Genomic DNA, 26,267 nt, shown 5'->3' with positions numbered 1-26,267 from the left:
CAATAATGGATTTGCCGCTTATGACCGATAAGTTCAACGAAACAGAATTGAATGACAACGCTGATCGGCGCAAAATCGACACGCTGCCGCCAGCAGCTCAGCGCGCGTTAAGGGAAGCAGAAGAACGCCGCGCCGCCGAAAGCGCTGAAATACTTCCGCGCGAGATTGGCGGGCGCGGCGGTAAAGATCCAGCGCGCTTTGGCGACTGGGAAATTAAGGGGCGAACGATAGATTTTTGAGCTGTTCGGGGCGTGCATTTTGAAAATCAAGGCAATTTCCATAGTCGCTCCGAGTGGCAGTAAAATCGCTTCCGGCGAGAAGACGCTTGAAGTGAGAAAGTGGGTTCCTGATGTTACTCCCTATGAAGATGTTCTAATCGTAGAGAATAAATTTTTCCTGGGCGATATGATCAGCGTTGACCCGGATGGCTATGCGCTGGCGGTTGTGAAAATTGTGCATGTTCGTCCATTTACGCTAGACGACCTAGCGGCTGCTTGCGCTTCGTCTTTTGAAGATGGGTGGTTTGCATGGGAGCTTTCAGATGTGCGGCCGTTGGCAAATCCAATCTCCGCATTGGCTGCGAGAAAAATCTATGAGCTAGATATGGGCAACCTGGTCTTCAGTTGAAATTAAAAGCCCCGGTTTCCCGGGGCTTTTTACTACTTCTTGTTCTGGCGGTTTTCGATCAGATCATCCACGACGCCCGGATCGGCGAGTGTCGACGTATCGCCAAGCGAGCCGAACTCATCTTCAGCAATCTTGCGCAGGATACGGCGCATGATCTTGCCCGAACGGGTTTTCGGCAGGCCGGGTGAAAACTGAATCTTATCCGGCGTTGCGATAGGCCCGATTTCCTTGCGCACATGCTGTGTCAGCTCTTTGCGCAGGGCTTCTTCGTCCTGCACGCTTTCGCCGGTCATCAGCGTAACATAGCAATAAATGCCCTGTCCCTTGATTGGGTGCGGATAGCCGACAACGGCGGCTTCCGATACCGAATGGTGCGAGACGAGCGCCGACTCAATTTCCGCCGTGCCGAGACGATGGCCGGAAATGTTGAGCACGTCATCGACGCGGCCGGTGATCCAGTAATAGCCGTCTTCATCGCGACGGCAGCCGTCACCTGTGAAATACTTGCCCTTATAGGTGGAGAAGTAAGCCTCGATGAAGCGCTTGTGATCGCCGTAAAGTGTGCGCATCTGGCCCGGCCAGCTGTCGATGATACAAAGATTGCCATCGACTGCGCCTTCAACAACAGCGCCTTCATTATCAACCAACTGTGGCTTTACACCAAAGAATGGGCGGGTTGCAGAACCCGGCTTGAGATCGGTTGCGCCCGGCAATGGTGTAATCAGAATACCGCCGGTTTCTGTCTGCCACCATGTATCAACGATTGGCGAATGCTGATCGCCGACTACGTTGTAATACCATTCCCATGCTTCCGGGTTGATCGGCTCGCCGACTGAGCCGAGAAGGCGCAGCGTGGAACGCGACGAGCGGGTAACAAAGTCATCGCCTGCGCCCATCAGCGCGCGGATCGCCGTTGGTGCAGTGTAGAAGATGTTGACATGATGCTTGTCAATCACTTCCCAGAAACGTCCCTGATCAGGGAAATTGGGGACGCCTTCAAACATCAGTGTTGTTGCGCCATTGGCCAGCGGTCCGTAGACGATATAGGAATGGCCTGTGACCCAGCCCACATCCGCAGTACACCAGTAGATGTCGCCGTCATGATAGTCGAAGACATATTGGTGTGTCATCGATGCATAGACGAGATAGCCGCCGGTGGTGTGCAGCACACCCTTAGGCTTGCCGGTTGAGCCGGACGTATAAAGAATGAACAGCGGATCTTCCGCATTCATCGGTTCTGGTTCGCAAGTCGGTTCGACGCTTGCGACTTCCTGATGATACCAAAGATCGCGGCCCGGGCCCCAGCTGACCTTGCCGCCGGTGCGGCGTACAGTCAGAACCTTGTTGACGAACACATACTGCTTGGCGGCAATGTCGATAGCCGTGTCGGTGTTCTCTTTCAGCGGGACTGGCTTGCCGCCACGCACGCCTTCATCGGCTGTGATAACGAAAGTGGATTCGCAGTCAACGATACGACCTGCCAGCGCTTCTGGCGAGAAACCAGCGAAAACAACGGAATGCACTGCACCGATACGGGCGCAGGCCAGCATCGCATAGGCGGCTTCCGGGATCATCGGTAGATAGATGGTAACGCGATCGCCTTTCTTGACGCCATGCTTTTTGAGCACATTGGCAAGGCGGCAGACATTTTCATGCAGCTCGCGATAGGTGATCTTTTTGTCGATATAGGGATTGTCGCCCTCCCATATAATCGCAACCTGATCGCCACGGCTTTTCAGATGACGGTCGATACAGTTGTAGGAGATGTTGGTAACACCGTCCTCATACCACTTGATCGAAACGTCGCCGTTGAAATCGGTATTTTTGACTTTGGTGAAGGGTTTGAACCAATCAATCCGTCGGCCGTGCTTGGCCCAGAATCCATCCGGGTCGGTCACGCTCTCATTATACCATTCGAGATATTTCTCGTTGTCGATGAGCGTGTTTTTCTTTGCCTCCGGCAGAACAGGGTAAAGCTTTTCCGACATGTCGTCCTCCTTGCTGTCCGGCGATCCTCCCGCCGCAATCGATAGCTCGCATCGGGGCGAAGCTATCGCCAGACTCATCTACATTCCGTCTGGCTCAACGTAAATTAGACATTCGGATCGACTATGGTCCACAGTGACGCAGCATGAAAATATGATCAGCGTGGCAGCACTCATACCTAGACGATGCTAACATATTGTTTTTACTTTTTAAAAACTAATTTCTGCAATTATAATTTCTGTGGGGTCCGCTGAATGTTCACAATGAGATTCCTATAAAAAGGGGAAATCGCCATGACGACATCCGCTTTTCTTTCAAAGTCTGCTTTTGAATTACAGCTTGCCGGTTACGGTCTGACAACGGCAAAGCTTTTCTACCATATGCCTGATCATCCGCATTTGCTGCAGCTTTTTGTCTGGCAGGATTATGATCTCGCACCGGAATTTCCGGTGCTGCATCATTTCATAGAATTCTGGAAAGAAAAGATCGATGGCCCGCTGCATTCGGTTGTCTATGCGCATTGCAAACTGCTGGGGCCATCAGACTGGAAGCATTTAAAGGGAGAAATGCTGCTGCATTGATAAAACAATCAGGCGGATGGTGAATAGGCCCGTCCGCCAAAGATTGCTGAGCCAACACGCACAGAGGTTGCACCGAAACTAACCGCAGTCTCGAAGTCGCCGGACATGCCCATGGAGAGCTTTTCGACGCCTGCTTCGCGGGCGATCTTTTCCAGCAGTGCAAAATGCGGCCCAGGATTTGCATCCGCTGGCGGGATACACATCAGACCTTCTATTGAGAGGCCGTGTTCCGTGCGGCAGCGTTCGACAAAGGCAACAGCCTCTTTTGGCGGTATGCCAGCTTTTTGTTCTTCAAGGCCGGTATTCACTTGTACATAGAGCTTTGGACTTTTGCCCTGCTTTTTGATCTCGACAGCTAAAGCGGCGGCGATCTTCTCGCGGTCCACAGTTTCGATCACATCAAACAGAGCAACAGCATCGGCTGCTTTGTTTGATTGCAGCGGTCCGATGAGATGTAATTCAATATCGGAATAGGCTTCGCGTAAGCCTGGCCACTTGGCTTGCGCTTCCTGAACGCGGTTCTCACCAAACACCCGCTGACCGAGATCGAGCGCCGGGCGAATTTCGTCTGCATCGAATGTTTTGGACACAGCAACGAGTGTGACAGAGCCTTTTTTGCGGTGCGCTTCTTTCTCTGCATTTGCAATCGCGGTCTTGACCGTGTTCAGGTTCGAACCAATATCTGACATGAAACTCTCGCTTTCAGGCTTTTAAGTCCGCAAAAACTTGACGCTCTCGCCAATACGTGGTGAAGGTCGCCATTAAATATCGACTCTCCTTATTGCATCACCTTCGTACGAGTAAATACGCTCATGGCATCCGAACGTTATAATCCGCGTGTTGCGGAAGCACATTGGCAGAAAATCTGGGAAGAAAACCAGACTTTCGAGACTGACAACAGCGATCCGCGCGAAAAATACTACGTGCTCGAAATGTTCCCTTATCCGTCAGGGCGCATTCACATGGGCCATGTGCGTAACTATGCGATGGGTGATGTGGTGGCGCGTTACAAGCGTGCCAAGGGTTTTAACGTCCTTCATCCGATGGGTTGGGACGCATTCGGCATGCCTGCGGAAAACGCGGCAATGCAGAACAAAGTGCATCCGAAAGAATGGACCTATCAGAACATCGACACGATGAAGCGTCAGCTGAAATCCATGGGTCTTTCGCTCGACTGGTCGCGTGAGTTTGCGACCTGCGATGTCGAATACTACCATCGTCAGCAGATGCTGTTCATTGACCTGTTTGAAAAAGGTCTGGTGACGCGCAAGACCTCCAAGGTCAACTGGGACCCGGTCGACAACACCGTTCTCGCCAATGAGCAGGTGGTGGATGGCCGCGGCTGGCGTTCAGGTGCGCTGGTCGAACAGCGCGAACTGACGCAGTGGTTCTTCAAGATCACCGATTTCAGCGAAGACTTGCTGGCTGGTCTCGACACACTTGACCAGTGGCCGGAAAAAGTCCGCGTCATGCAGAAGAACTGGATCGGTAAGTCGGAAGGCTTGCAGGTTCGTTTCGCATTGAATGCGTCTACGGCCCCGGCCGGTTTCTCGGAAGTTGAGGTTTACACGACCCGCCCGGACACGTTGTTCGGTGCGTCTTTCGTGGCGATCTCGCCTGATCATCCGCTGGCTAAGACGCTTGCTGAAAACAATGCTGAGCTGACCTCATTCATTGATGAGTGCCATCAGCATGGCACGTCGCTTGAAGCGCTGGAAAAGGCTGAAAAGAAGGGCTTTGATACTGGCGTTAAGGTCAAGCACCCGTTTGATGAAAACTGGGAGCTGCCGCTCTATGTCGCCAATTTCGTGCTGATGGAATATGGTACGGGCGCGGTGTTCGGCTGCCCGGCGCATGATCAGCGCGATCTGGATTTCGCCAATAAATATGAGCTGAAAGTCACACCAGTTGTTCTGCCAAAGGGTGAGGATGCTGCGAGCTTTAGCGTTGGCGAAACGGCTTTCACCGACGATGGCGTGATGATCAATTCGCGCTTCCTGGATGGTATGACACCGGAAGCAGCATTTGCTGAAGTGGCTGATCGTCTCGAAAAGACTGAGCTTGATGGTCGCCCGCAGGCTCAACGTAAAGTTCAGTTCCGTCTGCGTGACTGGGGTATTTCGCGCCAACGTTACTGGGGTTGTCCGATCCCGATGATCCATTGCGAAAGCTGTGGCGTTAATCCGGTGCCGCGTGCCGATCTGCCGGTCAAGCTGCCGGATGATGTCGAGTTTGACCGCCCGGGCAATCCGCTTGATCGTCATGCAACATGGCGTCATGTGAAGTGCCCGAAATGCGGTGGCGAAGCGCGTCGCGAAACCGATACGATGGATACGTTCGTCGATTCGTCGTGGTATTACACACGCTTCACGGCTCCTTGGGAAAACGAGCCGACAGATCGCGTGGCTGCGGATCGCTGGTTGCCGGTTGATCAGTATATTGGCGGCGTTGAGCATGCGATCCTGCATCTGCTCTATTCGCGCTTCTTCACCCGCGCCATGAAAGTGGCTGGTCATGTCGGCATTGATGAGCCGTTCAAGGGCTTGTTCACGCAGGGCATGGTGGTGCATGAAACCTATAAGGCTAATGGCCAGTGGGTGGCACCTGCCGATATTCGCATTGAAGAATCAGACGGCAAGCGCATTGCGACTATGCTTGATAGTGGCGCTCCGGTTGAAATCGGCTCGATTGAAAAAATGTCGAAGTCGAAGAAGAATGTGGTCGATCCGGACGACATTATCTCGTCTTACGGTGCTGATACTGCACGCTGGTTTATGCTCTCCGACAGCCCGCCAGAACGGGATGTGATCTGGACGGAAGCGGGTGCCGAAGGTGCACATCGCTTTGTGCAGCGCGTGTGGCGTCTGGTTTCGGAAGCTGCTCCTGTTCTGAAGGATGTTGTTGCGAAGTCCGGTGCAGAAGGCGAAGCACTTGCTGTTACGAAAGCTGCGCACAAGACGGTTCAGGCTGTCGGCGATGACATTGAAAAGCTCGCTTTCAACCGCGCTGTTGCCCGTCTTTACGAACTGGTCAACACACTTGCAGCACCATTGCAGCAGGTTGCATCTGGTAAGGCTGATGAGCAGCTAAAGGGCGCTGTGCGCGAGGCCACTGAAATGCTAGTTCTGATGCTGGCACCGATGATGCCGCATTTGGCTGAACAATGTGTGAGCGAGCTTGGTGGAACAATTGCTGGCGAGCAAACGATTGCCGCAACTGCGCCATGGCCGAAGTTTGATGCAGCGATGATCGTGGAAAACGAGATCGTTCTGCCGGTTCAGATTAACGGTAAGAAGCGTGGTGATTTGACAATCGCGCGCGACGCTGATCAAGCTACAATCCAACAGGCAGTGCTCGAACTTGACTTTGTCAAGGCAGCTCTCGAAGGGGGCACGCCGAAGAAGATCATCGTGGTTCCGCAAAGGATCGTCAATGTCGTTGCCTGATCGCTTCATGACCGCTGTTAAGAACCTCCGCGTTGCCGTTGTGGCACTCGGAGCTGCGGTTCTTCTGGCTGGCTGCACCGTGCAGCCGCTCTATTCGGGCGGCGGCAGTGCTGGCAGCACCATCGGTGGCAGTGTTACGCCGGATATGCGCTCGAAGCTGGCATCGATCTCGGTTGAGCCGGTGAATGACATTTATGGTGTTCAGGTTCGCAACCGGCTGATTTTCTTGCTTTCGGGCGGCGCTGGCGAGCCTGCAAATCCGGTCTATAAACTCCGTCTTGGTCTGAGCAAGTCGGTCACGTCATTTGTCAGTGTTGATATTGGCGATCAGACTGATCGCACGGGCCGTCCATCGGCAGGTACGGTCAATGCAAAGTCCAACTTCGTGTTGTTTGATAAGGACGGCAAGCCGTTGAAAGCCGGTACGCGCACTGTTGGCGCGTCGTTTGACCGTCCGCGTCAGGAATTTGCAAACCTGCGTGCAGAGCGTGATGCGACCAAGCGTGCTGCCGAAGAACTGGCCGAGCAGATTTATCTCGCCATCGCGATGCAGATGTCGAAGCTCTGAGCGGATTAGTTCGTTGAATTATAAAAGGCGGCGCATCTTGTGCCGCCTTTTGCTTATCTGACAGAGGAAATTATGCGGCTCGTTTCATTCTCAGCAAAAGGCTATCGTTCACTTCGGTCTGTCCGGTTTGATCTCGGACAGGTTACGGTTTTTGTTGGTGAAAATGGTGCCGGGAAATCCAATCTCTATCGCGCCCTGCAATTGGTGAAGGCTGCCGCCCAAGGTACGTTCTCAAATGAAATTGTCCGTGAAGGTGGCATGCAATCCGCCATGTGGGGCGGTGTGCGGCGCAAGCAGGAGTCCGCCCGAATCATTCTTGAAGCCGAGTTTGAAGACGAACGGCTTGCCTCGCGCTTGTCTTATCGTGTCGAGGCTGGTCTGCCGCCGCCGGTATCGGGTGCATTTCCGTTCGAACCACAGATCAAGCAAGAGCAGCTTAATCTCGATACCGGGCGACGTCCTGTTGATCTCATGGATCGCAAAGGACCTGCGGTTTTTGCGCGCGACGGGGAGGGGCGGCGAACCGAACATCCAAGTCGTCTTTTGACGTCGGAGAGTGCATTGTCGGTGCTTGGACAATCCGGGCATTATCCTGAGATCGGTGATCTCGCGGCGCAAATGCGCGGCTGGCGTTTCTATCATGGTTTCAGAAGTGACCGCGATGCACCTATGCGTCAGCCATCAATCGCAGCAACCGCTTCGATGCTCGATGAAGACGGCAACAATCTCGCTTCGGTCTTTGCGACGCTTGCGCATATCCGTCAGGATACGGTTGATCTCGGTGAGTTGATTGCAAGTGCGCTTGAAGGCGCGAAGCTCGATACCCCCTATCCGCAAGAGACGGCGACATTTGGTCTGAGTTTCCCAGCTTTTCCGCATCGCGTGTTTAGTCCGGGTGAGTTGTCCGATGGGCAGATACGTTTGCTGGCTTTGGCTGGGGCGCTTTTGTCTTACCGCTTGCCGCCTTTGATTGCTTTGAATGAGCCAGAGGCAAGCCTGCATCCCGATATGATACCATCGCTTGCTAAGATGATCGCGCGCGCTTCTGAGCGCAGCCAGATATGGGTGGTGACACATTCGGCTCGGCTTGCTGAGGCGATTACCGAATATTGCGGTAGCAGGCCGATCCATGTTGCAAAGCATGATGGCGAAACGGAACTTGGATAAACAAAAACGGCGGATCACTGATCCGCCGTTTTGTATTTTAATCAGTGAACTGATTAAGCGATTTTCTGGCCAGTCTTCGCCCAGTCGGCGAGGAATGTTTCGAGGCCCTTGTCGGTCAGCGGATGCTTGACGAGTGCCTTGAGTGTTGCTGGTGGTGCAGTAACAACGTCTGCGCCGATGAGAGCAGCTTCCTTGACGTGGTTTACGGTGCGAACCGAAGCAGCCAGGATTTCGGTACGGAAATCGTAGTTGTCGAAGATGGTACGGATTTCAGCAATCAGTTCCATGCCGTTGATGCCCATATCATCGATACGGCCGATGAATGGCGAAACGAATGTAGCACCAGCCTTTGCAGCGAGCAGAGCCTGATTGGCTGAGAAGCAGAGCGTCACGTTGGTTTTGTGACCATCGGAGGTCAGTGCCTTACAAGCCTTGAGGCCATCGAGCGTCAATGGCAGCTTGATGCAGATATTGTCTGCGATCTTGGCAATGACGGCAGCTTCCTTCATGATCTGCTCATATTCTGTTCCAGCAACTTCAGCCGAAACCGGACCCTTGACGAAGGAGCAGATTTCTTTGGTTACTTCAAGAATATCGCGGCCGGACTTCAGGATCAGCGATGGATTGGTGGTCACGCCATCAACCAGACCGAGATCGTTGAGTTCGCGGATTTCCTTGACGTCCGCAGTGTCGACGAAAAACTTCATAACAGCGTTCCTCCATAATGAGCGCGGGTTAGGGGATTTAAATTGATTTAAATCCGGCAAGGTGGCTTTTCTTTAGCGCAAAGCCGCGCCAAGGTCACGCTATCATGTCGAAAGATTCGCACGATATTTTGAGCCTGTTTGCGGAGCCCACCCAAAGCGTGGTGCCGGTGCTTGTACCTATGCCCGCAGAGCGTCCTTATTCTTATATGGTACCGGCTGGAATGCATGTCCAGCCCGGTTCGATCGTGCGCGTGCCTTTGGGGCCGCGCGAGGTTGCGGGCATTGTCTGCGATGGCGCCACCGATGCGGTGGATTCCAAAAAACTGCGGGCAATTACTGAAGTTTTTGATTGCCCGCCTGTCGATGGCGAAATGCTGCGCTTCATGCGCTGGGCCGCAGATTATACACTTTCGCCGCCCGGAATGGTGGCGCGGATGGTGTTGCGCGCGCCTGCGGCCTTTGATCCTGAGCCAAAAGTGCCGGGGATTCGTTACAATGGTAGTGAGCCAGAACGAATGACCGTTGCACGCGCTCGCGTAATGGAGTTGGCGCGTGACGGGCTTGCCTGGACACGTTCAGGCCTTGCGCATGCTGCCGGTGTCTCGCTGACGGTTGTAGATGGCTTGAAAACGCAGGGCGTGTTTGAAGAAGTCATTTTGCCTCCGCCCGCAGTGGTGGCAACGCCTGACACGAGTTATGCGCGAGCAGCACTTTCGGAAGATCAACAAGCGGCTGCTGAAATGCTGGCCGAATCAGTTGAAGCAGATGCTTTTTCCGTATCGCTGCTTGATGGCGTGACCGGATCGGGCAAAACCGAAGTTTACTTTGAAGCGGTGGCCAAGGCACTTGATCAGTGCAAGCAGGTGCTGATTCTCCTGCCTGAAATTGCTCTGACGCAGCAATTTCTTGACCGTTTCCATGATCGTTTTGGCTCAAAACCTGCGGAATGGCACTCTGATCTTGCACCGCGAACCCGCGAGCGTGTTTGGCGGCAAGTGACTGAAGGCACAGTCCGGGTGGTTGCCGGTGCGCGTTCGGCATTGTTTTTGCCATTCAAAGAACTTGGCCTGATCGTGGTCGATGAAGAACATGATCCGGCTTACAAGCAGGAAGATCGCGTCTATTACAATGCGCGGGATATGGCCGTGGTGCGTGGTCATATTGGTGGTTTTCCGGTGATACTGGCGTCGGCGACGCCATCTATCGAGAGCCAGGTCAATGCTGATCAGGGGCGATACAAGCGAATCAAGCTTTATGGTCGTTATGCGGAAGCGGCACTGCCGACACTGAAAACCATTGATATGCGACGGTCGCCGCCGCCGCCGGGGCGATTTTTGTCGCCAGCGCTCACAGAAGCTGTGGGTAAAACAGTGGAACGCGGTGAGCAGGCGCTGCTGTTTCTCAACAGGCGCGGTTATGCGCCGCTTACGCTGTGCCGTGTCTGCGGCCATCGTTTTCAGTGTCCGCAATGTTCCAGCTGGCTGGTCGAGCATCGCTTTCGCAAGCAGTTGATGTGTCATCAATGTGGCTATCACGAGCCAGTGCCGGAAGCCTGCCCGGAATGCGGTACGCTTGATCATCTGGTCGCTTGTGGCCCCGGCGTGGAGCGGATTGCGGAAGAAGTAGCCGCAACCTTCCCGGATGCGCGAATCATTGTGCTGTCATCGGATATGGCGGGTGGTGTGAAGCGTCTGCGGCTTGAACTGGATGCCATCGCCAAGGGCGAGGCGGATATCGTTATCGGTACACAGCTTGTCGCCAAGGGGCATAACTTCCCCAATATGACGCTCGTTGGCGTGGTGGATGCCGACCTTGGGCTTGCTAATGGCGATCCACGTGCGGCTGAACGCACATTCCAGTTGCTCAATCAGGTGACAGGTCGTGCAGGGCGTACGGGCCGCAAAAGTCTCGGCCTTTTACAAACCTATCAGCCTGATCATCCAGTGATGAAGGCTATTATTAGTGGCGATTCGGAAGCCTTTTATGCACGCGAAATCGAAGAGCGGGAGCGTAGTGTTCTGCCGCCTTTTGGGCGTCTCGCGGCACTCATTATCTCTGCGGATAACCGGCCAGATGCCGAGAACCATGCGCGTGCGTTGCGCCGTGCAGCCCCCGCATCACCAGAGATTTCTGTGCTAGGACCAGCAGAGGCACCACTTGCGATTGTGCGTGGGCGCCATCGCTTCCGTATCCTCATTCACGGAACAAAACGCGCAGATATTCAAGGGTTTATACGTGCTTTGTTGGCTGCTTCTCCAAAAGAACGCGGTTCGATCCGGGTGAATATTGACATTGATCCGCAAAGCTTCCTTTAGACAGCTGATATTTTGGTTATGCTGGCCTGCAAACGGCGTCTTCGCGCGCTTCCGGTGCTCACGTACTTCAAGTACGCTGCGCGCCGGTTCTCCTAATCCACCGTTTTCGGCCTAGCAAAACCAAAATCTGCGCTGTCTAACCACCTCAGAGAGCAGGCATGACAACAAGCCCTGATTTCAGCTACAGAGTGCAAGATTGATAAGAGGATAACATCTGATGGAATTCTATCTTCCTGCGACAACTGGCGAATGGCTTGCATGGAGTGCGGCAGTCGTAACAGCGCTGGCCGGTGTCGTCATGTTGTTTGCACCCGGCATCACAATGAAGCTGCTGCGTCTGCAGCCGATCAATGCACGCCCGGAAGCTTACAGCTCCATTCGCGCAGTTCTGGCTGGTCCATATCTGGGTGTAGGACTTGGTTGTCTGATTTTTGCACAGCCATTTTTGTGGGTTGTGCTTGGGGCTGTTTGGGGATTTGCGCTGTTCGGACGCTTCATTTCGATGATGTCGGACAAAGGTGCAACTTTTTACAATATCATCGCTGCCGTCATCGAATTTGCACTTGCTGCCGCAGCTCTGCTTTACGCTTTTGGCTTTATCAGCTGAAGTTGGATTGCTGTGCTAAAAAGCATCATGCTTGATTAGTGAGCTTAGTCAGTCGTTTTCTAACCTAAAATAGCGGCAAAACTTACACAAAAGTGCGGGATTCGCGTGTTGCGAGTCCGGTTCGTCTATGCTAGACGGCAATCACATTTCGGTGTTGTCGCGCTCGCGCGTCAGGGGTTCCCCGGAAACATTCAATAAAATCATCTGCTTGGGCCATTTGGTCCTGCTGAACTCCCAAAAAGATGGTTTCAACGTAGAGAGCAGGTTGTTCGTGGCAGAAACGTCTTCGCTCATTTCAGGTGTCGCACAGCGCTACGCCGGATCGTTGTTTGAGCTTGCGCTCGATGCAAAATCCGTTGCTGCTGTGGAAAAAGATCTTGGCCGTTTCGAGGCGCTTCTGAGCGGAAGCGAAGACCTGAAGCGTCTGATTTCCAGCCCGGTCTTCAATGCGGAAGACCAGCTTCACGCCATTGGCGCGATTGCTGATAAGGCTGGCATCAAGGGTCTTGTCGGCAATTTCCTGCGCGTCGTGGCGTCTAATCGCCGCCTTTTCGCGTTGCCTGGCATTATCGCCGCTTTCCGTGCGATTGCAGCCGAACATCGCGGTGAAATTTCCGCCGATGTTATCTCTGCGCACGAATTAACTGCTGCACAGCAGAACGAATTGAAGGCAACGCTGAAGGGCGTCGCCGGCAAGGACGTGACGATCAATGTCACCGTCGATCCTTCGATCCTCGGCGGGCTTGTCGTCAAAATGGGTTCGCGTCAGATCGACACGTCCCTTCGCACAAAACTTTCTTCTCTCAAGCTTGCACTGAAAGAGGTCGGCTGATGGACATCCGCGCCGCGGAAATTTCCGCTATCCTGAAAGAGCAAATCAAGAACTTCGGCAAGGAGGCTGAGGTCTCCGAAGTCGGTCAGGTTCTGTCCGTTGGCGACGGTATCGCCCGCGTTTACGGTCTGGACAATGTTCAGGCTGGCGAAATGGTCGAATTCCCTGGTGGTATTCGCGGCATGGCGCTTAACCTCGAAACCGACAATGTCGGTGTGGTTATTTTCGGCGCCGACCGTGACATCAAGGAAGGCGACGTCGTCAAGCGTACCGGCGCGATCGTTGACGTTCCAGTCGGTCCAGGCCTGCTCGGCCGCGTTGTCGATGCTCTCGGCAACCCAATCGACGGCAAGGGTCCAATCGTTGCTACTGAACGTCGCCGCGTCGACGTTAAGGCGCCGGGCATCATTCCGCGTAAGTCGGTTCATGAGCCAATGTCGACCGGCCTCAAGGCTGTTGACGCTCTGATCCCTGTTGGTCGTGGTCAGCGCGAGCTGGTCATCGGTGACCGTCAGACCGGTAAAACCGCGATCATTCTCGATACTTTCCTGAACCAGAAGCCAATCCACGACAACGGCCCAGACAGCGAAAAGCTTTATTGCGTTTACGTTGCTATCGGCCAGAAGCGTTCGACTGTTGCTCAGTTCGTTAAGGTTCTCGAAGAACGCGGCGCTCTTGAATATTCCGTCGTGATCGCGGCTACCGCTTCTGATCCGGCTCCGATGCAGTATCTTGCACCATTCGCAGGCTGCGCAATCGGCGAATATTTCCGTGACAATGGCCAGCACGCTCTGATCGGTTATGACGATCTTTCCAAGCAGGCTGTCGCTTACCGTCAGATGTCGCTTCTGCTTCGTCGTCCTCCGGGCCGTGAAGCGTATCCGGGCGACGTTTTCTACCTTCACTCGCGTCTTCTCGAGCGCGCTGCGAAGCTCAACGACGAAAACGGCGCTGGTTCGCTGACGGCTCTGCCAGTCATCGAAACGCAGGGTAACGACGTTTCCGCGTTCATTCCGACCAACGTGATCTCGATCACTGACGGCCAGATCTTCCTCGAAACCAACCTGTTCTATCAGGGTATCCGTCCTGCTGTTAACGTGGGTCTGTCGGTTTCGCGCGTTGGTTCGTCCGCTCAGATCAAGGCCATGAAGCAGGTTGCCGGTTCGATTAAGGGTGAACTCGCCCAGTATCGTGAAATGGCAGCATTTGCTCAGTTCGGTTCGGATCTTGATGCTTCGACACAGCGCTTGCTTAACCGCGGTGCACGTCTGACCGAACTTCTCAAGCAGCCACAGTTCTCGCCGCTCAAGACGGAAGAACAGGTTGCCGTGATTTACGCTGGCGTGAATGGCTATCTCGACAAGATCGCCGTCAACCAGGTTGGCAAGTTCGAAGCGGGTCTTCTTTCTTCGCTGCGCACCGAGCACAAGGATGTTCTCGACGCGATCCGCGATGAAAAGGCACTCACCGACAACATCAAAGCAAAGCTCAAGGCAGCGGTCGACGCGTTCGCCAAGTCTTTCGCTTGAACTTTGTGACGGGATGAACGGATGCCTTCACTAAAGGATCTGAGAAACCGTATCGCCTCGGTCAAGGCGACGCAGAAAATCACCAAGGCGATGCAGATGGTCGCCGCGGCGAAGCTGCGCCGTGCCCAGGAAGCTGCAGAGGCCGCACGGCCTTACTCGCAGCGCATGGGTGCCGTTCTCGCTAACATCGCGCAGAACGTGAGCGGTGAAGATGCACCGGCTTTGATGGCTGGTACAGGTAAGGACGACGTGCATCTGCTCGTCGTCGCGACGGCAGAACGTGGTCTTTGCGGCGGTTTCAACTCGCAGATCGCGCGTTATGCGCGTGATCATGCCCGCAAGCTCCTGAGCGAAGGCAAGACAGTCAAGATTCTGACCATCGGCAAAAAGGGTGCAGATATTCTGCGTCGTGAATTTGCGTCGTTGATCATCGACCATGTCAATCTGCGTGAAGTCAAACAGCTTGCTTTTGTGCATGCCGACCAGATCGGCCACAAGATCATCGAACTGTTTGAACAGGGCGCATTTGATGTCTGCACACTGTTCTATTCCGAGTTCAAGTCGGTGATTGCACAGATCCCAACTGCACAGCAGATTATTCCGGCTTCGGCTGGTGCTACTGAGCAGGCAGGAACTGCAGGCGATGCGATTTATGAGTACGAACCTGATCCTGCGGAGATCCTGAGCACCCTGATCCCGCGCAATATTTCGGTCCAGATTTTCCGCGCTCTGCTGGAAAATGTGGCGGGCGAAATGGGCGCGAAGATGAGCGCGATGGACAATGCAACGCGCAACGCGGGTGACATGATCAACAAATTGTCGATCACGTATAACCGTCAGCGTCAGGCTCAGATCACCAAAGAACTCATCGAAATCATTTCGGGCGCGGAAGCGCTTTAGAGTTAAGGTTCATCGCATGGTTTTCTCCGAAAGGTCTGCAACTTTTCGGGATCATGCTAACGGAAGGTAAAGGATCGATGGCAAAAGCAGCGACCCCGAAAACTACCGCCGCGGCCGAAGCAAAGCCAGCAGCGGCAAAAGCTCCAGCCAAAAAGGCTCCTGCAAAGACTGCTGCCACTAAGGCCGATGCAGCTCCGAAGGCTGCAACGACAGGCGCAGTTGGCAAAATTACACAGGTTATCGGCGCTGTTGTCGACGTACAGTTCGAAGACGGTCAGCTTCCGCTGATCCTTAACGCTCTGGAAACTGACAACCTCGGTAGCCGTCTGGTACTCGAAGTTGCTCAGCATCTGGGCGAAAACACCGTTCGCACGATTGCTATGGACTCGACCGAAGGTCTGGTTCGTGGTCACGAAGTACGCGACACGGGCAACCCGATCATGGTTCCGGTTGGCGAAGAAACGCTTGGCCGCATCATGAACGTTATTGGTGAGCCAGTTGACGAAGCCGGTCCAATCAAGACCACTGCACGTCGCGCGATTCACCAGGAAGCTCCTGAGTACATCGAACAGTCGACGGAAGCTGAAATCCTCGTAACGGGCATTAAGGTTGTTGACCTTCTCGCTCCTTACGCAAAGGGTGGTAAGATTGGTCTGTTCGGCGGTGCGGGCGTTGGTAAGACCGTTCTCATCATGGAACTGATCAACAACGTTGCTAAGGCGCACGGCGGTTACTCGGTATTCGCAGGCGTTGGTGAACGTACTCGTGAAGGTAATGACCTTTACCACGAAATGATCGAATCAGGCGTTAACAAGCTCGGTGGCGGTGAAGGCTCCAAGGCCGCACTCGTTTACGGTCAGATGAATGAGCCGCCAGGTGCGCGCGCTCGTGTTGCTCTGTCGGGTCTGACGGTTGCTGAAAACTTCCGTGACAAGGGCCAGGACGTTCTGTTCTTCGTGGATAACATCTTCCGCTTTACGCAGGCTGGTTCGGAACTTTCGGCTCTTCTCGGGCGTATTCCATCTGCTGTGGGTTATCAGCCAACGCTGGCAACTGACATGGGCGCGATGCAGGAACGCATCACCACTACGACGAAGGGTTCGATTACTTCGGTTCAGGCAATTTACGTTCCTGCCGACGATTTGACCGACCCTGCACCAGCAACGTCGTTCGCTCACTTGGACGCGACAACCACGCTGAACCGTTCGATTGCTGAAAAGGGTATCTACCCGGCTGTGGATCCACTAGAATCCACCTCGCGTATGCTTGATCCAATGATCGTTGGTGAAGAACACTACGCAGTTGCCCGTCAGGTTCAGGCAATCCTGCAGCGTTACAAGGCTCTTCAGGATATCATCGCCATCCTTGGTATGGACGAACTGTCGGAAGAAGATAAACTGACCGTTGCGCGCGCTCGTAAGATCGAACGCTTCCTGTCACAGCCGTTCTTCGTTGCTGAAGTGTTCACGGGTTCGCCAGGTAAGCTTGTTGCGCTCGAAGACACCATCAAGGGCTTTAAGGGCCTTTGCGCAGGTGAATACGATCATCTTCCAGAACCAGCCTTCTACATGGTTGGCTCGATTGAAGAAGCGATCGAAAAGGCGAAGAAGCTGGCTGCTGAAGCTGCTTAATGAATTGAATTTTCGGCGGGTTTTAAAGCCCGCCGAAAATGCCTGTTCATGTGTTTGAGTATGATCTTTTATCGAAGCTGTTTTGTTTTCGGGATCAGGCTCCAGAAATTTAAGTGAGAACCATGGCTCAAGCTTTCCAATTCGAACTCGTTTCGCCAGAGCGCCTTCTGCTTTCGGCTGAAGTGACGGAAGTTGTCATTCCGGGCAGCGAAGGCTACCTGACGGCGCTTGCTGGTCACTCGCCGCTGATGACGACGATCATGCCGGGTGTCGTTTCGGTTAAGCTGAGCGACGGCAAGTCTGACTCCTACGTGGTGTTTGGCGGCTTTGCTGACATTACCCCACAGGGCTGCACTGTGCTGGCTGAATCGGCAACGCATGTTGATGATGTCGATCCGGCTGATATTCAGAAGCGCATTGAAATTGCACGTAAGCATCTTGAAGATGCTACAAGCAACGAACATCGCACGAAGGCAGAGATTTTCCTGCACCAGCTGATGACGTTGCAGGGGTCGGTGCTTCCGGCCTGAAAAGGACAAGCTTCGGCTTCCCATTAAAAGAGAATTTGAAAAGGCGGACTTCGGTCCGCTTTTTTTATTTTGAACGGTAGAGCGACCTATACCATCACGGTTGCGTGAGGTGTCGAAGATCGCTTGAAAATAATATTCCGGCCTTTTATCTCATGATAGAATTGTTAGGCTGCTAATATAAAGGTTGATGCAATGAGCAGAGCAGAACTCAGCGCGGAAATGATCGATGCAATGGCGAAGGTCAACCGCAAGCTTCGTACTGTTTTTGATGCTCGTGTGAAGGAACGTGGCCTGACATTGGCACGCGCACGTACCCTGTTGACGCTGATGGAACAAGAGGGCCTTTACCAGAAAGAACTGGCAGAGGTGTTGGAGATTGAGAATGCCACGATGGTTCGTCTGATTGACGGGCTTGAACGTCAGGCGTTTGTTGAGCGCCAAGCCGTTAAGGGCGACCGTCGTGCAAAACGCATCGTCATGACACAAGAGGGTAAAGCCCTTGCCCAGCAGGTCGTAGATCTCGCCGCTGAAGTCCGCGTTGATCTTCTTGAAGGCATTAGCGATGATGATTTGAACACAACGCTTCAAGTTATGCGGAGAATGTCGGACTTAATGCATAAAGTCAGCTAAAGGCATAAAGTCAGCTGACGCTGATCGCATATTTGTGATGTGATCGCTTATTGTTGCGATGTATTTGCCATTATTCTGACATGAGACGGCGCTTAATTTGAGCCGTCAAATTCCATGGCGGAGCGTTGGAGATGCGTTACTCGTCGCAGGCACTGTTCGGCTTTATGGCCATATTTTCGATCATGACAGTTCAGAACATTGATATGGCGCATGGAAGCCGGCATTCTTATTTGCAGGCTACCAATGACATTGGCACTGATGACGGAGTTATCTTCGATACCCGCTCGGTAGCAGATTCCGACGTGAGTTCTACTTCCTATTCAAATCGCCTGACGAACGCGGGTTGAAGTTTCGCATTACGGAGCCAGCGTGCGCAAATAGCTCATCAATTCGCTGGCGGTATCACTCGCGCGGTCTGGCTCTCGTGATATGATCGCTTCAATGAGTGTCGCGTGGGCACTTGCTGAGCCAACAATCCCTGTTGTTGGACGCAACCGGAACCAGAAACGACGGCTGTGTGTTTGCAATGGAGCTGCAAGGCGCGTGGCGTAGGGGTTACCGGCAGCGCTTCCCAACACGATGTCGAAAGCTTTGTCAGCATCAAGAAACAATGAAACATTATCAGTCGGGATTGCTTCTCGCATCGCATCGGCGGCAGTTTGTAGTCGTTCGTAATCGCGCGCGCTGCCAAAGCGTGCAGCGTCGCGAGCCAATACGCGCTCAACGCCTTCGCGGGCATCCAGAACCTTGTTGAAGTCCTTTGGATCAATCGGCGCAATAGCAATGCCGGAACGTGGCCTAACTTCAACCAGTCCTTCCCATGCAAGCCGCTGGATCGCTTCGCGGATCGGGGTGCGACCCATGCCAGTCAATTCGATCAGCGTGCGTTCATTGACGATAGAGCCCGGTTCAAGTTCCAGCGTAACGATCAAGCGTTCCAGCACCCGATAAGCTTGTTCAGCAAGGCTTTCGCTGCCCCAGCTATCTATGAGGGTTATACTTTTTCTGGCTGCTTTATCACTAACACTTGCACGTTCCATGCAGTCGAAGCCTCATACTGATTGCGATTGACAGGTATCGAGCCTACAGATATATCATTGATATATCAATTAAGAGCAGTTTGCCGTCGCAAAAATAATACCGATAACGGTAAGGAGCGACTATCATGGATAACGGGCTTTTCGCATGGTGTCATTCCAAAAGATGCTGAATGATGGTCGTGCTACCAGATCCAAACTGTGCCAGAATTTTGTGCTGAGACGATGATGGCTGAAACGGTCGGGAGCCGTGCATTTATGAAATCTGATCCGAAGGCCTCGCACGACATTGTTATTATCGGCGGCGGGATCGTGGGCGTGGCGACGGCAGCATTGCTTGCAGAGGCGGGCCGTGATGTTCTGGTCATTGATCGAAGCGGCATTTGTGAGGAAACCAGTTCCGGCAATGCAGCAGCGCTCGCTTTTTCTGATATTCTGCCGATGGCTTCCAAAGGTGTGATGGGTAAAGTTCCGGGTTGGCTGATGGATCCGCTTGGACCGTTCACGATCCGCGCGTCGTATTTCCCAAAAATGATCCCGTGGCTTTATCGATTCTGGCGCGCTAGCAGCAAGCACGCATTGGAAAAGACCACTGTTGCGCAGGGCCATATGATGCAGCTTGCGCAAAGCGAGATGTTGGGTCTGATTGATCGCGCTGGCTTGCGTGACCGTTTGCGTGAAGACGGCAACCTAGAACTTTATGAGAGTGAAGCAGAACTGAAGGCGTCTCAACCCGGATGGGATGCGAAAGCAAAAGCTGGTATCGCTTATGAGCATGTTCGCGGCGAGCGTTTGAAAGCATTGCAGCCGGGTCTCGACCCGCGTTTTGTTGCCGGAACCTTTGTTCCTGGCTGGAAGAATGTCAGTGATCCCAAGCTTTTTGGCCAGGCGATATGGGCCTATGCCGAAAGCAAAGGCGCGCGTTTTTTGAAAGCCTCCGTGAAAAGTGCACATGCAGAGAATGGCGGCGCAGTCGTTCGTCTCGATGATGGTTCGGAAATTGCAGCTTCACATCTGGTTCTCATGGCAGGTGCCTGGTCGAAGAAGCTTGCAAAAGGTTTTGGTGATGTTGTGCCGCTCGATACTGAGCGCGGCTATAACACGACTCTTCCGGTTGACAGCTTTGATGTAAAGCGACAGCTCACCTTCCCCGGTCATGGCTTTGTCGTGACGCCTATGGCTACGGGTTTGCGTGTTGGCGGTGCGGTTGAGTTTGGCGGTTTGGAACTCGCTCCTAACTATGCTCGCTCGGCTGCAATGCTGAAAAAAGCTTCACAGTTTTTGCCGGGATTAAAAACTGAAAGTGGACGCCAATGGATGGGATATCGCCCGTCCATGCCCGATTCCATGCCGGTCATCGGACGCGCCTCCGCTGGGGGCAATATTTACTATGGCTTCGGCCATGGCCATCTTGGCCTTACACAATCGGCAGCGACGGCACGCATCATTCGTGATCTGATCATGGGCAATGCGCTGGCGCTCGATATAGAACCTTTCAAGCCACAACGTTTTCGGAACTGACCATCATGGCAAGACATTCTTTTTTCTGTGTCGACGGACATACATGCGGCAATCCAGTGCGGCTGGTTGCAGGTGGTGGCCCAAATCTCGTTGGCGCCAACATGATGGAAAAGCGCGCACATTTCTTGCGCGATTATGACTGGATTCGTACAGGCCTGATGTTTGAGCCTCGTGGCCATGACATGATGTCTGGCTCAATCCTTTATCCGCCGACACGCGATGACTGTGATGTCGCCGTTTTGTTTATTGAAACATCCGGCTGTTTGCCGATGTGTGGTCATGGCACCATTGGCACCGTTACCATGGCGATAGAGCAGGGGCTTATAACGCCGAAAGTTCCGGGCAAAATTAATCTCGAAACGCCTGCCGGTCTGGTTGCAATCGAATATGAGCAGAACGGCCAATATGTTGATCGGGTGCGACTGACGAATGTTCCAGCTTTCCTTTATGCGGAAGCGATGGAAGTGGAATGCCCCGATTTAGGCACGCTTAAGGTCGATGTTGCCTATGGTGGAAACTTCTATGCGATTGTTGAACCGCAAGAAAATTACACTGACATGCAAGATTATTCCGCATTGCAACTTATTGCGTGGAGTCCAGTGCTGCGTGAGCGCCTGAATGCGAAATATAAATTCCAGCATCCGGAACTGGCGGATATCAATCGCCTTACGCATATTCTTTGGACAGGCAAGCCGAGACACCCGGAAGCGCATGCACGTAACGCGGTATTCTATGGTGACAAGGCAATCGACCGTTCCCCTTGCGGAACCGGCACTTCGGCCCGCATGGCGCAGCTTGCGGCCAAAGGAAAGCTCAAGCCGGGTGATGATTTTGTGCATGAATCCATCATCGGATCGCTGTTTCATGGCCGCGTAGAACGGGCCGTTGAAATTGGTGGCAGGACGGGAATCATCCCTTCAATCGCCGGTTGGGCACGCATGACCGGGTACAATACAATCTTCATTGATGACCGTGACCCGTTCGCGCATGGGTTCACTGTTGCGTAAAAGCGGTACGGCTGGCAAAAATAGGGATCTGATCCCTATTTTTTGTCTGTGAAGCCTCGGGAAAAATATGGAACAACGCGCCTTAAATAGGAGAAAAATATATATACAAGGTGCTTTCTAGGGGACATAACTAGTTTGTGGAGGAAGTAAGACATTAGCCTTTTGTCTGAGACAAAAGGGGCTTGCAATCCTTAATACAGCCGTTAGGTGTAATTATCCGGGAAAAAAATGAAGGCGCACGAAATAATGATGCGTCAATAAAATCCCGGCAGAGTTAAATGGGTGGCTTCTCGATGGAATATTTCTTCCAGCAGGTGATCAACGGGCTCGCGCTCGGATCGATTTATGGCCTGATCGCCATCGGTTACACGATGGTCTACGGCATTATCGGCATGATCAACTTTGCGCATGGCGATGTCTTTATGCTCGGCGCCTTTATGGCGCTGATTGTTTTTCTGATCATAACAACATTCATTGGCGCGCTGCCAATTGCGCTTATGCTGATGCTGATGATGGTTGTTGCAATGCTTCTCACGGGGCTGTGGAGCTGGACGATTGAGCGGGCCGCTTATCGGCCATTGCGCGGATCGTTTCGCCTGGCGCCGTTGATTACGGCTATCGGTATGTCGATTGCGTTGTCCAACTTCGTTCAAGTAACGCAGGGACCACGCAATAAGCCGGTGCCACAGTTGCTGAACGGCTCTTATAGTATCTTCGGAACCGATGTGACGATCTCGCTCAAGCAGATTGTGGTTATTGTTGTGACGGCAGTGCTGCTGACAATCTTCTGGTACATCGTCAACCGTACCTCGCTTGGCCGTGCACAGCGCGCCTGTGAGCAGGATCGCAAGATGGCTGCGCTTCTTGGCATCAATGTCGATCGCGTTATCTCGCTGACCTTCGTGATGGGTGCGATGCTGGCCGCTGTTGCGGGTACGCTTTATCTCTCCTTCTACGGTGTCATTTCCTTTGCTGATGGGTTCATACCCGGGGTTAAGGCCTTCACCGCTGCCGTTCTGGGTGGGATTGGCTCGCTGCCGGGCGCCGTTGTTGGCGGCTTGCTCATCGGTCTTATCGAGGCCTTGTGGTCAGCTTATTTCTCGATCGACTACAAGGATGTTGCCGCGTTCTCGATCCTGGCAATCGTGCTGATCTTCATGCCGTCCGGCATTCTTGGTCGTCCTGAAGTCGAAAAGGTGTAATCATGGCCGTACAATCAGGTCCACGCCCGGATTCCCTTTTTGCCCGGGCCATTCGTGAAGGGTTCATTGCCGGTCTTGTGGCTTTGGGACTTTTCATCCTCATCGTCGGTTTCAAAACCGATCAGAATATCAGCAATGAACTGGTGCTGACACAGCGCTGGGGTGCACTCGCGATACTGGTGGCGATTGCCGCCATTGGCCGCTTTGCTTTCATCGCGTTCCTGCAGCCATGGCTTCAGGCGCGCAAGTTTGAAAAGGCAAGTCGGCCTATAGGTGCGGTCGAAGCGCCATCGTTCTTCCGCAGGCATTTCTCGCATTTCGGTGTTGCATTCCTTTTTGCCTATCCAATCCTGATTGTTGCCCTCGTTGGCTGGCAGGGTTCGCTGAAATGGGTCGATAACTTCGGCGTCCAGATCCTCATCTACGTGATGCTGGCTTGGGGTCTTAACATCGTGGTTGGCCTCGCAGGTCTGCTCGATCTGGGTTATGTCGCCTTCTATGCGGTTGGCGCTTATTCCTACGCTATTCTGTCCGCTTACTTTGGTTGGTCGTTCTGGGTTCTGTTGCCAATTGCAGGTCTTTTGGCGGCAACATGGGGGGTGATCCTCGGTTTTCCAGTTCTGCGTCTGCGCGGTGACTATCTTGCTATCGTGACATTGGCCTTTGGTGAAATCATCAGGCTTGTGCTGATAAACTGGACCGAACTCACCAAAGGTACTTTTGGTATTTCGGGCATCGCCAAGGCAACGTTCTTCGGCCTCCAGTTCAACGCAAGCAAGGATGGTTTTGCAGCCTATTACGGCCTGACCTTCTCGGCGGCACACTACAAGTTCTTCCTCTATTATATCATCCTCATTCTGGCGCTGATCACCGCACTTGTAACGATCCGTCTGCGCCGCTTGCCGGTTGGTCGTGCGTGGGAAGCGCTGCGTGAAGATGAAATCGCCTGCCGTTCGCTCGGTATCAATACCACAACCACCAAGCTCACCGCTTTTGCGACTGGTGCTATGTTCGGTGGTTTTGCGGGTTCTTTCTTCGCTGCACGTCAGGGCTTCGTCAGCCCGGAATCCTTCGTGTTCCTTGAATCCGCAGTCATTCTGGCAATCGTTGTTCTGGGTGGCATGGGATCGCTTGTTGGGATCGCCATTGCGGCAATCGTGATGATTGGCGGCACGGAAATTCTGCGCGAGATGAGCTTCCTGAAAGCTATCTTCGGTCCAAACTTCACGCCTGAACTCTACCGCATGCTGATCTTCGGTCTTGCCATGGTGGTAGTTATGGTCTGGAAGCCGCGTGGATTTGTCGGAAGCCGAGAACCAAGCGCATTCCTCAATCAGAAGAAGATGGTGTCAGGTGCCTTTACTAAGGAAGGGCACGGCTGATGGCGGAGACAAAAATTATGGCTGGCAATGGTTCGAAAGACACCATTCTTACAGTTGAGCATCTGTCGATGCGCTTTGGCGGTCTCGTCGCGATCAACGATCTAAGCTTTAATGTGAAGCGCGGTGACATCACGGCGATCATTGGCCCAAATGGTGCAGGCAAGACCACGGTATTTAACTGCATCACCGGCTTCTATAAGCCGACCGGCGGCATGCTAACGATGAACCGGAATACGGGCGAGAAGTTCCTGTTGGAACGCTTGCCGGATTTCAAAATTACGCAGGATGCGCGTGTTGCGCGTACCTTCCAGAACATTCGCCTGTTTTCAGGTCTGACTGTTCTCGAAAACCTGCTTGTCGCGCAGCACAACACGCTGATGCGCTCGTCGGGTTATACGATCCTCGGTCTGCTTGGTTTTCCAACCTATCGCAAGGCTGCGAAGGACGCGATCGAGAAAGCACGTCAATGGCTTGAGAAGATCAATCTGATTGATCGTGCAGATGATCCGGCGGGTGATCTTCCTTATGGCGATCAGCGTCGTCTGGAAATCGCACGCGCCATGTGCACCGAGCCGGAAATCCTTTGCTTGGATGAACCGGCAGCGGGTCTAAATCCGCGCGAATCGGCAGAGCTGAACAAGCTTCTGCTCGACATTCGTAAGGAAACAGGCACCTCGATCCTGCTCATTGAGCACGATATGTCGGTGGTTATGGAAATTTCCGACCACGTCATCGTGCTTGAATATGGCACCAAGATTTCGGATGGTTCGCCTGAAGAGGTCAAGAATGATCCGCGCGTGATCGCTGCCTATCTTGGCGTCGACGATGATGAGATCGCTGATCTCATCGACGAGGCTGACAAGCCGGGTACTGGCGACCCTGCTGACTTTATCGCGTCGCAGCTTGCTGAAGAGGCGATCGAGGAAGAAAAGGCAGAGGAAGCGGTCCGTTTCGCAGGCGGTCTGGCTGCAGCGCGAGATGGCACGCCCGACAATCTGACGCTCATCAAGGGCATCGGTGAAGTCAACGAAAAGAAGCTGAACGAACACGGCATCTATCATTTCGATCAGATTGCCGCCTGGACTGAAGCCGACATCGTTCAGGCCGAAACCTATCTGGAATTTGACGGTCGTATTGCCCGCGAAGACTGGGTTGGACAAGCAGCACAGCTTAGCGTTGGTCAGGCAACGGCGTTTTCAGCGCGTGTTGAAGCAGGCGATGTCCCAACAAGCCATAAGACCACTCCCGCAAAGGCAGCCCGAGCGCCGAAAGGCAGCAAAGCTCCGGCCAAGCCTAAGAAGGGAAGCGAATGATGACGGCTGAAACCATGCAGACAAAACAACCGCTTCTTGCCGTTGAAAAGGTCGAAACTTACTATGGCAATATCTGTGCGCTGAAGGGCATTGATCTCACCGTGAATGAGGGTGAAATCGTTGCGCTCATTGGTGCAAACGGTGCCGGTAAGTCCACGCTGATGATGACAATCTTTGGCTCGCCGCGTGCGCGCTCAGGCCGCATTCTCTTCGGTGGCAAGGACATTACCGCCATGCCTCCGCATGAGATCGCCAAGCTGCGCATTGCGCAGTCGCCGGAAGGTCGCCGCATTTTCCCGCGGATGACGGTTCTCGAAAACCTTCAAATGGGCGCAAGCCTCGATAATCAGCAATATTTTGAAGAAGATGTTGCGCTGATGTTTGATCTGTTTCCGCGTCTGAAAGAGCGTATCACGCAGCGCGGCGGTACACTTTCTGGTGGCGAGCAGCAGATGCTGGCTATCGCTCGTGCACTGATGGCGCGTCCGAAGCTGCTGCTTCTGGATGAACCGTCGCTTGGTCTGGCACCGCTGATCGTGAAGCAGATTTTTGAGGCGATCAAGGAGTTGAACCGCACACAGGGGCTGACCGTGTTCCTCGTTGAGCAGAACGCATTTGGTGCGCTCAAGCTTGCTGATCGCGGTTATGTTATGGTCAATGGATCAATCACAATGAGCGGCGCAGGCCGTGAACTGTTGGCTGACCCGGAAGTGCGTGCTGCCTATCTCGAAGGCGGAAGGCATTAAGGA

General features: G+C 53.5%; 25 protein-coding genes. 21 read left to right on the top strand and 4 right to left on the bottom strand.

What is annotated here, in order from left to right:
* The first annotated feature begins 20 nt into the window (after positions 1-20).
* Both U2P60_RS08030 and U2P60_RS08025 read left to right on the top strand, forming a co-directional pair.
* A complete protein-coding gene (locus tag U2P60_RS08030; RefSeq protein ID WP_413572145.1) occupies positions 21-239 on the top strand; it encodes a DUF1674 domain-containing protein in 219 nt (72 codons plus the stop codon).
* A 19-nt stretch (positions 240-258) separates the two neighbouring features.
* Positions 259-627: an ASCH domain-containing protein gene (locus U2P60_RS08025; protein WP_413572143.1), complete on the top strand. Its 369-nt coding sequence runs from the start codon at positions 259-261 to the stop codon at positions 625-627.
* Positions 628-659: 32 nt separating this feature from the next.
* Here the strand turns inward: U2P60_RS08025 and acs are convergent, their stop codons facing one another.
* Entirely contained in the window at positions 660-2,615 is a 1,956-nt protein-coding gene (gene acs / locus U2P60_RS08020) for an acetate--CoA ligase (RefSeq protein WP_413572141.1), read from the bottom strand.
* 291 nt (positions 2,616-2,906) lie between these two features.
* Between acs and U2P60_RS08015 the strand changes: the two genes are divergently transcribed.
* Complete coding sequence (locus U2P60_RS08015; RefSeq protein ID WP_413572140.1) at positions 2,907-3,194, top strand: usg protein; 288 nt, start codon at positions 2,907-2,909, stop codon at positions 3,192-3,194.
* An 8-nt stretch (positions 3,195-3,202) separates the two neighbouring features.
* On the opposite strand, the gene U2P60_RS08010 is transcribed toward U2P60_RS08015, so the two are convergent.
* Positions 3,203-3,883, bottom strand: coding sequence for a YggS family pyridoxal phosphate-dependent enzyme (locus U2P60_RS08010; RefSeq protein ID WP_413572139.1), 681 nt, complete (start codon positions 3,881-3,883; stop codon positions 3,203-3,205).
* Between the two features lie 123 nt (positions 3,884-4,006).
* Here U2P60_RS08010 and leuS point away from each other — a divergent pair, with 123 nt between their 5' ends.
* The 3 genes from leuS (at position 4,007) to U2P60_RS07995 (ending at position 8,375) form a co-directional block, all read left to right on the top strand.
* A complete protein-coding gene (gene leuS, locus U2P60_RS08005; protein WP_413572138.1) occupies positions 4,007-6,640 on the top strand; it encodes a leucine--tRNA ligase in 2,634 nt (877 codons plus the stop codon).
* The gene (gene lptE, locus U2P60_RS08000) at positions 6,627-7,208 is read left to right on the top strand and encodes an LPS assembly lipoprotein LptE (RefSeq protein WP_413572136.1); all 582 of its coding nucleotides are present in this window, start codon (positions 6,627-6,629) and stop codon (positions 7,206-7,208) included. Before leuS ends, lptE begins: the two co-directional genes overlap by 14 nt.
* A 72-nt stretch (positions 7,209-7,280) precedes the next feature.
* Positions 7,281-8,375: an AAA family ATPase gene (locus tag U2P60_RS07995; protein ID WP_413572135.1), complete on the top strand. Its 1,095-nt coding sequence runs from the start codon at positions 7,281-7,283 to the stop codon at positions 8,373-8,375.
* A 53-nt stretch (positions 8,376-8,428) separates the two neighbouring features.
* Here U2P60_RS07995 and fsa read toward each other — a convergent pair whose 3' ends face one another.
* On the bottom strand, positions 8,429-9,082 hold the full coding sequence (gene fsa / locus U2P60_RS07990) for a fructose-6-phosphate aldolase (RefSeq protein WP_250041236.1): 654 nt from the start codon (positions 9,080-9,082) through the stop codon (positions 8,429-8,431).
* Positions 9,083-9,186: 104 nt separating this feature from the next.
* On the opposite strand from fsa, the gene U2P60_RS07985 reads away from it, so the two are divergent.
* The 9 genes from U2P60_RS07985 (at position 9,187) to U2P60_RS07945 (ending at position 18,403) form a co-directional block, all read left to right on the top strand.
* Positions 9,187-11,397: a primosomal protein N' gene (locus tag U2P60_RS07985; protein ID WP_413572134.1), complete on the top strand. Its 2,211-nt coding sequence runs from the start codon at positions 9,187-9,189 to the stop codon at positions 11,395-11,397.
* 217 nt (positions 11,398-11,614) lie between these two features.
* Positions 11,615-12,004, top strand: a complete 390-nt coding sequence (locus tag U2P60_RS07980; protein ID WP_313827243.1) for a DUF4345 family protein — start codon at positions 11,615-11,617, stop codon at positions 12,002-12,004.
* A gap of 271 nt (positions 12,005-12,275) precedes the next feature.
* Positions 12,276-12,836, top strand: a complete 561-nt coding sequence (locus U2P60_RS07975) for a F0F1 ATP synthase subunit delta (RefSeq protein ID WP_250041224.1) — start codon at positions 12,276-12,278, stop codon at positions 12,834-12,836.
* Positions 12,836-14,365 (top strand): F0F1 ATP synthase subunit alpha, encoded by a 1,530-nt coding sequence (gene atpA / locus U2P60_RS07970; protein ID WP_007876822.1) that lies wholly within the window; start codon positions 12,836-12,838, stop codon positions 14,363-14,365. Before U2P60_RS07975 ends, atpA begins: the two co-directional genes overlap by 1 nt.
* A 21-nt stretch (positions 14,366-14,386) precedes the next feature.
* Positions 14,387-15,265 carry a F0F1 ATP synthase subunit gamma gene (locus U2P60_RS07965; RefSeq protein ID WP_413572133.1) on the top strand — a complete coding sequence of 293 codons (879 nt, stop codon included), beginning with the start codon at positions 14,387-14,389 and terminating at the stop codon, positions 15,263-15,265.
* Positions 15,266-15,342: 77 nt separating this feature from the next.
* A complete protein-coding gene (gene atpD / locus U2P60_RS07960; RefSeq protein WP_313827241.1) occupies positions 15,343-16,896 on the top strand; it encodes a F0F1 ATP synthase subunit beta in 1,554 nt (517 codons plus the stop codon).
* Between the two features lie 122 nt (positions 16,897-17,018).
* Positions 17,019-17,426, top strand: a complete 408-nt coding sequence (locus tag U2P60_RS07955) for a F0F1 ATP synthase subunit epsilon (RefSeq protein WP_250041216.1) — start codon at positions 17,019-17,021, stop codon at positions 17,424-17,426.
* 192 nt (positions 17,427-17,618) lie between these two features.
* Positions 17,619-18,056, top strand: a complete 438-nt coding sequence (locus U2P60_RS07950) for a MarR family winged helix-turn-helix transcriptional regulator (protein ID WP_413572130.1) — start codon at positions 17,619-17,621, stop codon at positions 18,054-18,056.
* Positions 18,057-18,187: 131 nt separating this feature from the next.
* On the top strand, positions 18,188-18,403 hold the full coding sequence (locus U2P60_RS07945) for a hypothetical protein (RefSeq protein WP_413572129.1): 216 nt from the start codon (positions 18,188-18,190) through the stop codon (positions 18,401-18,403).
* Positions 18,404-18,412: 9 nt separating this feature from the next.
* On the opposite strand, the gene U2P60_RS07940 is transcribed toward U2P60_RS07945, so the two are convergent.
* Positions 18,413-19,096, bottom strand: a complete 684-nt coding sequence (locus U2P60_RS07940; RefSeq protein WP_413572128.1) for a GntR family transcriptional regulator — start codon at positions 19,094-19,096, stop codon at positions 18,413-18,415.
* A gap of 255 nt (positions 19,097-19,351) precedes the next feature.
* Between U2P60_RS07940 and U2P60_RS07935 the strand changes: the two genes are divergently transcribed.
* The 6 genes from U2P60_RS07935 (at position 19,352) to U2P60_RS07910 (ending at position 26,264) form a co-directional block, all read left to right on the top strand.
* Positions 19,352-20,614, top strand: coding sequence for an NAD(P)/FAD-dependent oxidoreductase (locus U2P60_RS07935; RefSeq protein ID WP_413572126.1), 1,263 nt, complete (start codon positions 19,352-19,354; stop codon positions 20,612-20,614).
* Between the two features lie 5 nt (positions 20,615-20,619).
* Entirely contained in the window at positions 20,620-21,621 is a 1,002-nt protein-coding gene (locus U2P60_RS07930; protein ID WP_413572125.1) for a 4-hydroxyproline epimerase, read from the top strand.
* Positions 21,622-21,914: 293 nt separating this feature from the next.
* Entirely contained in the window at positions 21,915-22,823 is a 909-nt protein-coding gene (locus U2P60_RS07925; RefSeq protein ID WP_187546558.1) for a branched-chain amino acid ABC transporter permease, read from the top strand.
* A gap of 2 nt (positions 22,824-22,825) precedes the next feature.
* Positions 22,826-24,205 carry a high-affinity branched-chain amino acid ABC transporter permease LivM gene (livM, locus tag U2P60_RS07920; RefSeq protein ID WP_313827234.1) on the top strand — a complete coding sequence of 460 codons (1,380 nt, stop codon included), beginning with the start codon at positions 22,826-22,828 and terminating at the stop codon, positions 24,203-24,205.
* A 17-nt stretch (positions 24,206-24,222) separates the two neighbouring features.
* A complete protein-coding gene (locus tag U2P60_RS07915; RefSeq protein WP_313828554.1) occupies positions 24,223-25,518 on the top strand; it encodes an ATP-binding cassette domain-containing protein in 1,296 nt (431 codons plus the stop codon).
* A complete protein-coding gene (locus U2P60_RS07910; protein WP_313828552.1) occupies positions 25,518-26,264 on the top strand; it encodes an ABC transporter ATP-binding protein in 747 nt (248 codons plus the stop codon). The genes U2P60_RS07915 and U2P60_RS07910 overlap by 1 nt, the downstream gene beginning before the upstream one ends.
* Positions 26,265-26,267 lie beyond the last annotated feature (3 nt).

The organism is Brucella sp. H1_1004 (genome assembly GCF_047308065.1).
GTDB classification, from domain to species: domain Bacteria; phylum Pseudomonadota; class Alphaproteobacteria; order Rhizobiales; family Rhizobiaceae; genus Brucella; species Brucella pseudogrignonensis_B.
Note: the sequence above shows the minus strand (reverse complement) of the source record. Positions and strands in the feature narration are given on the sequence as shown.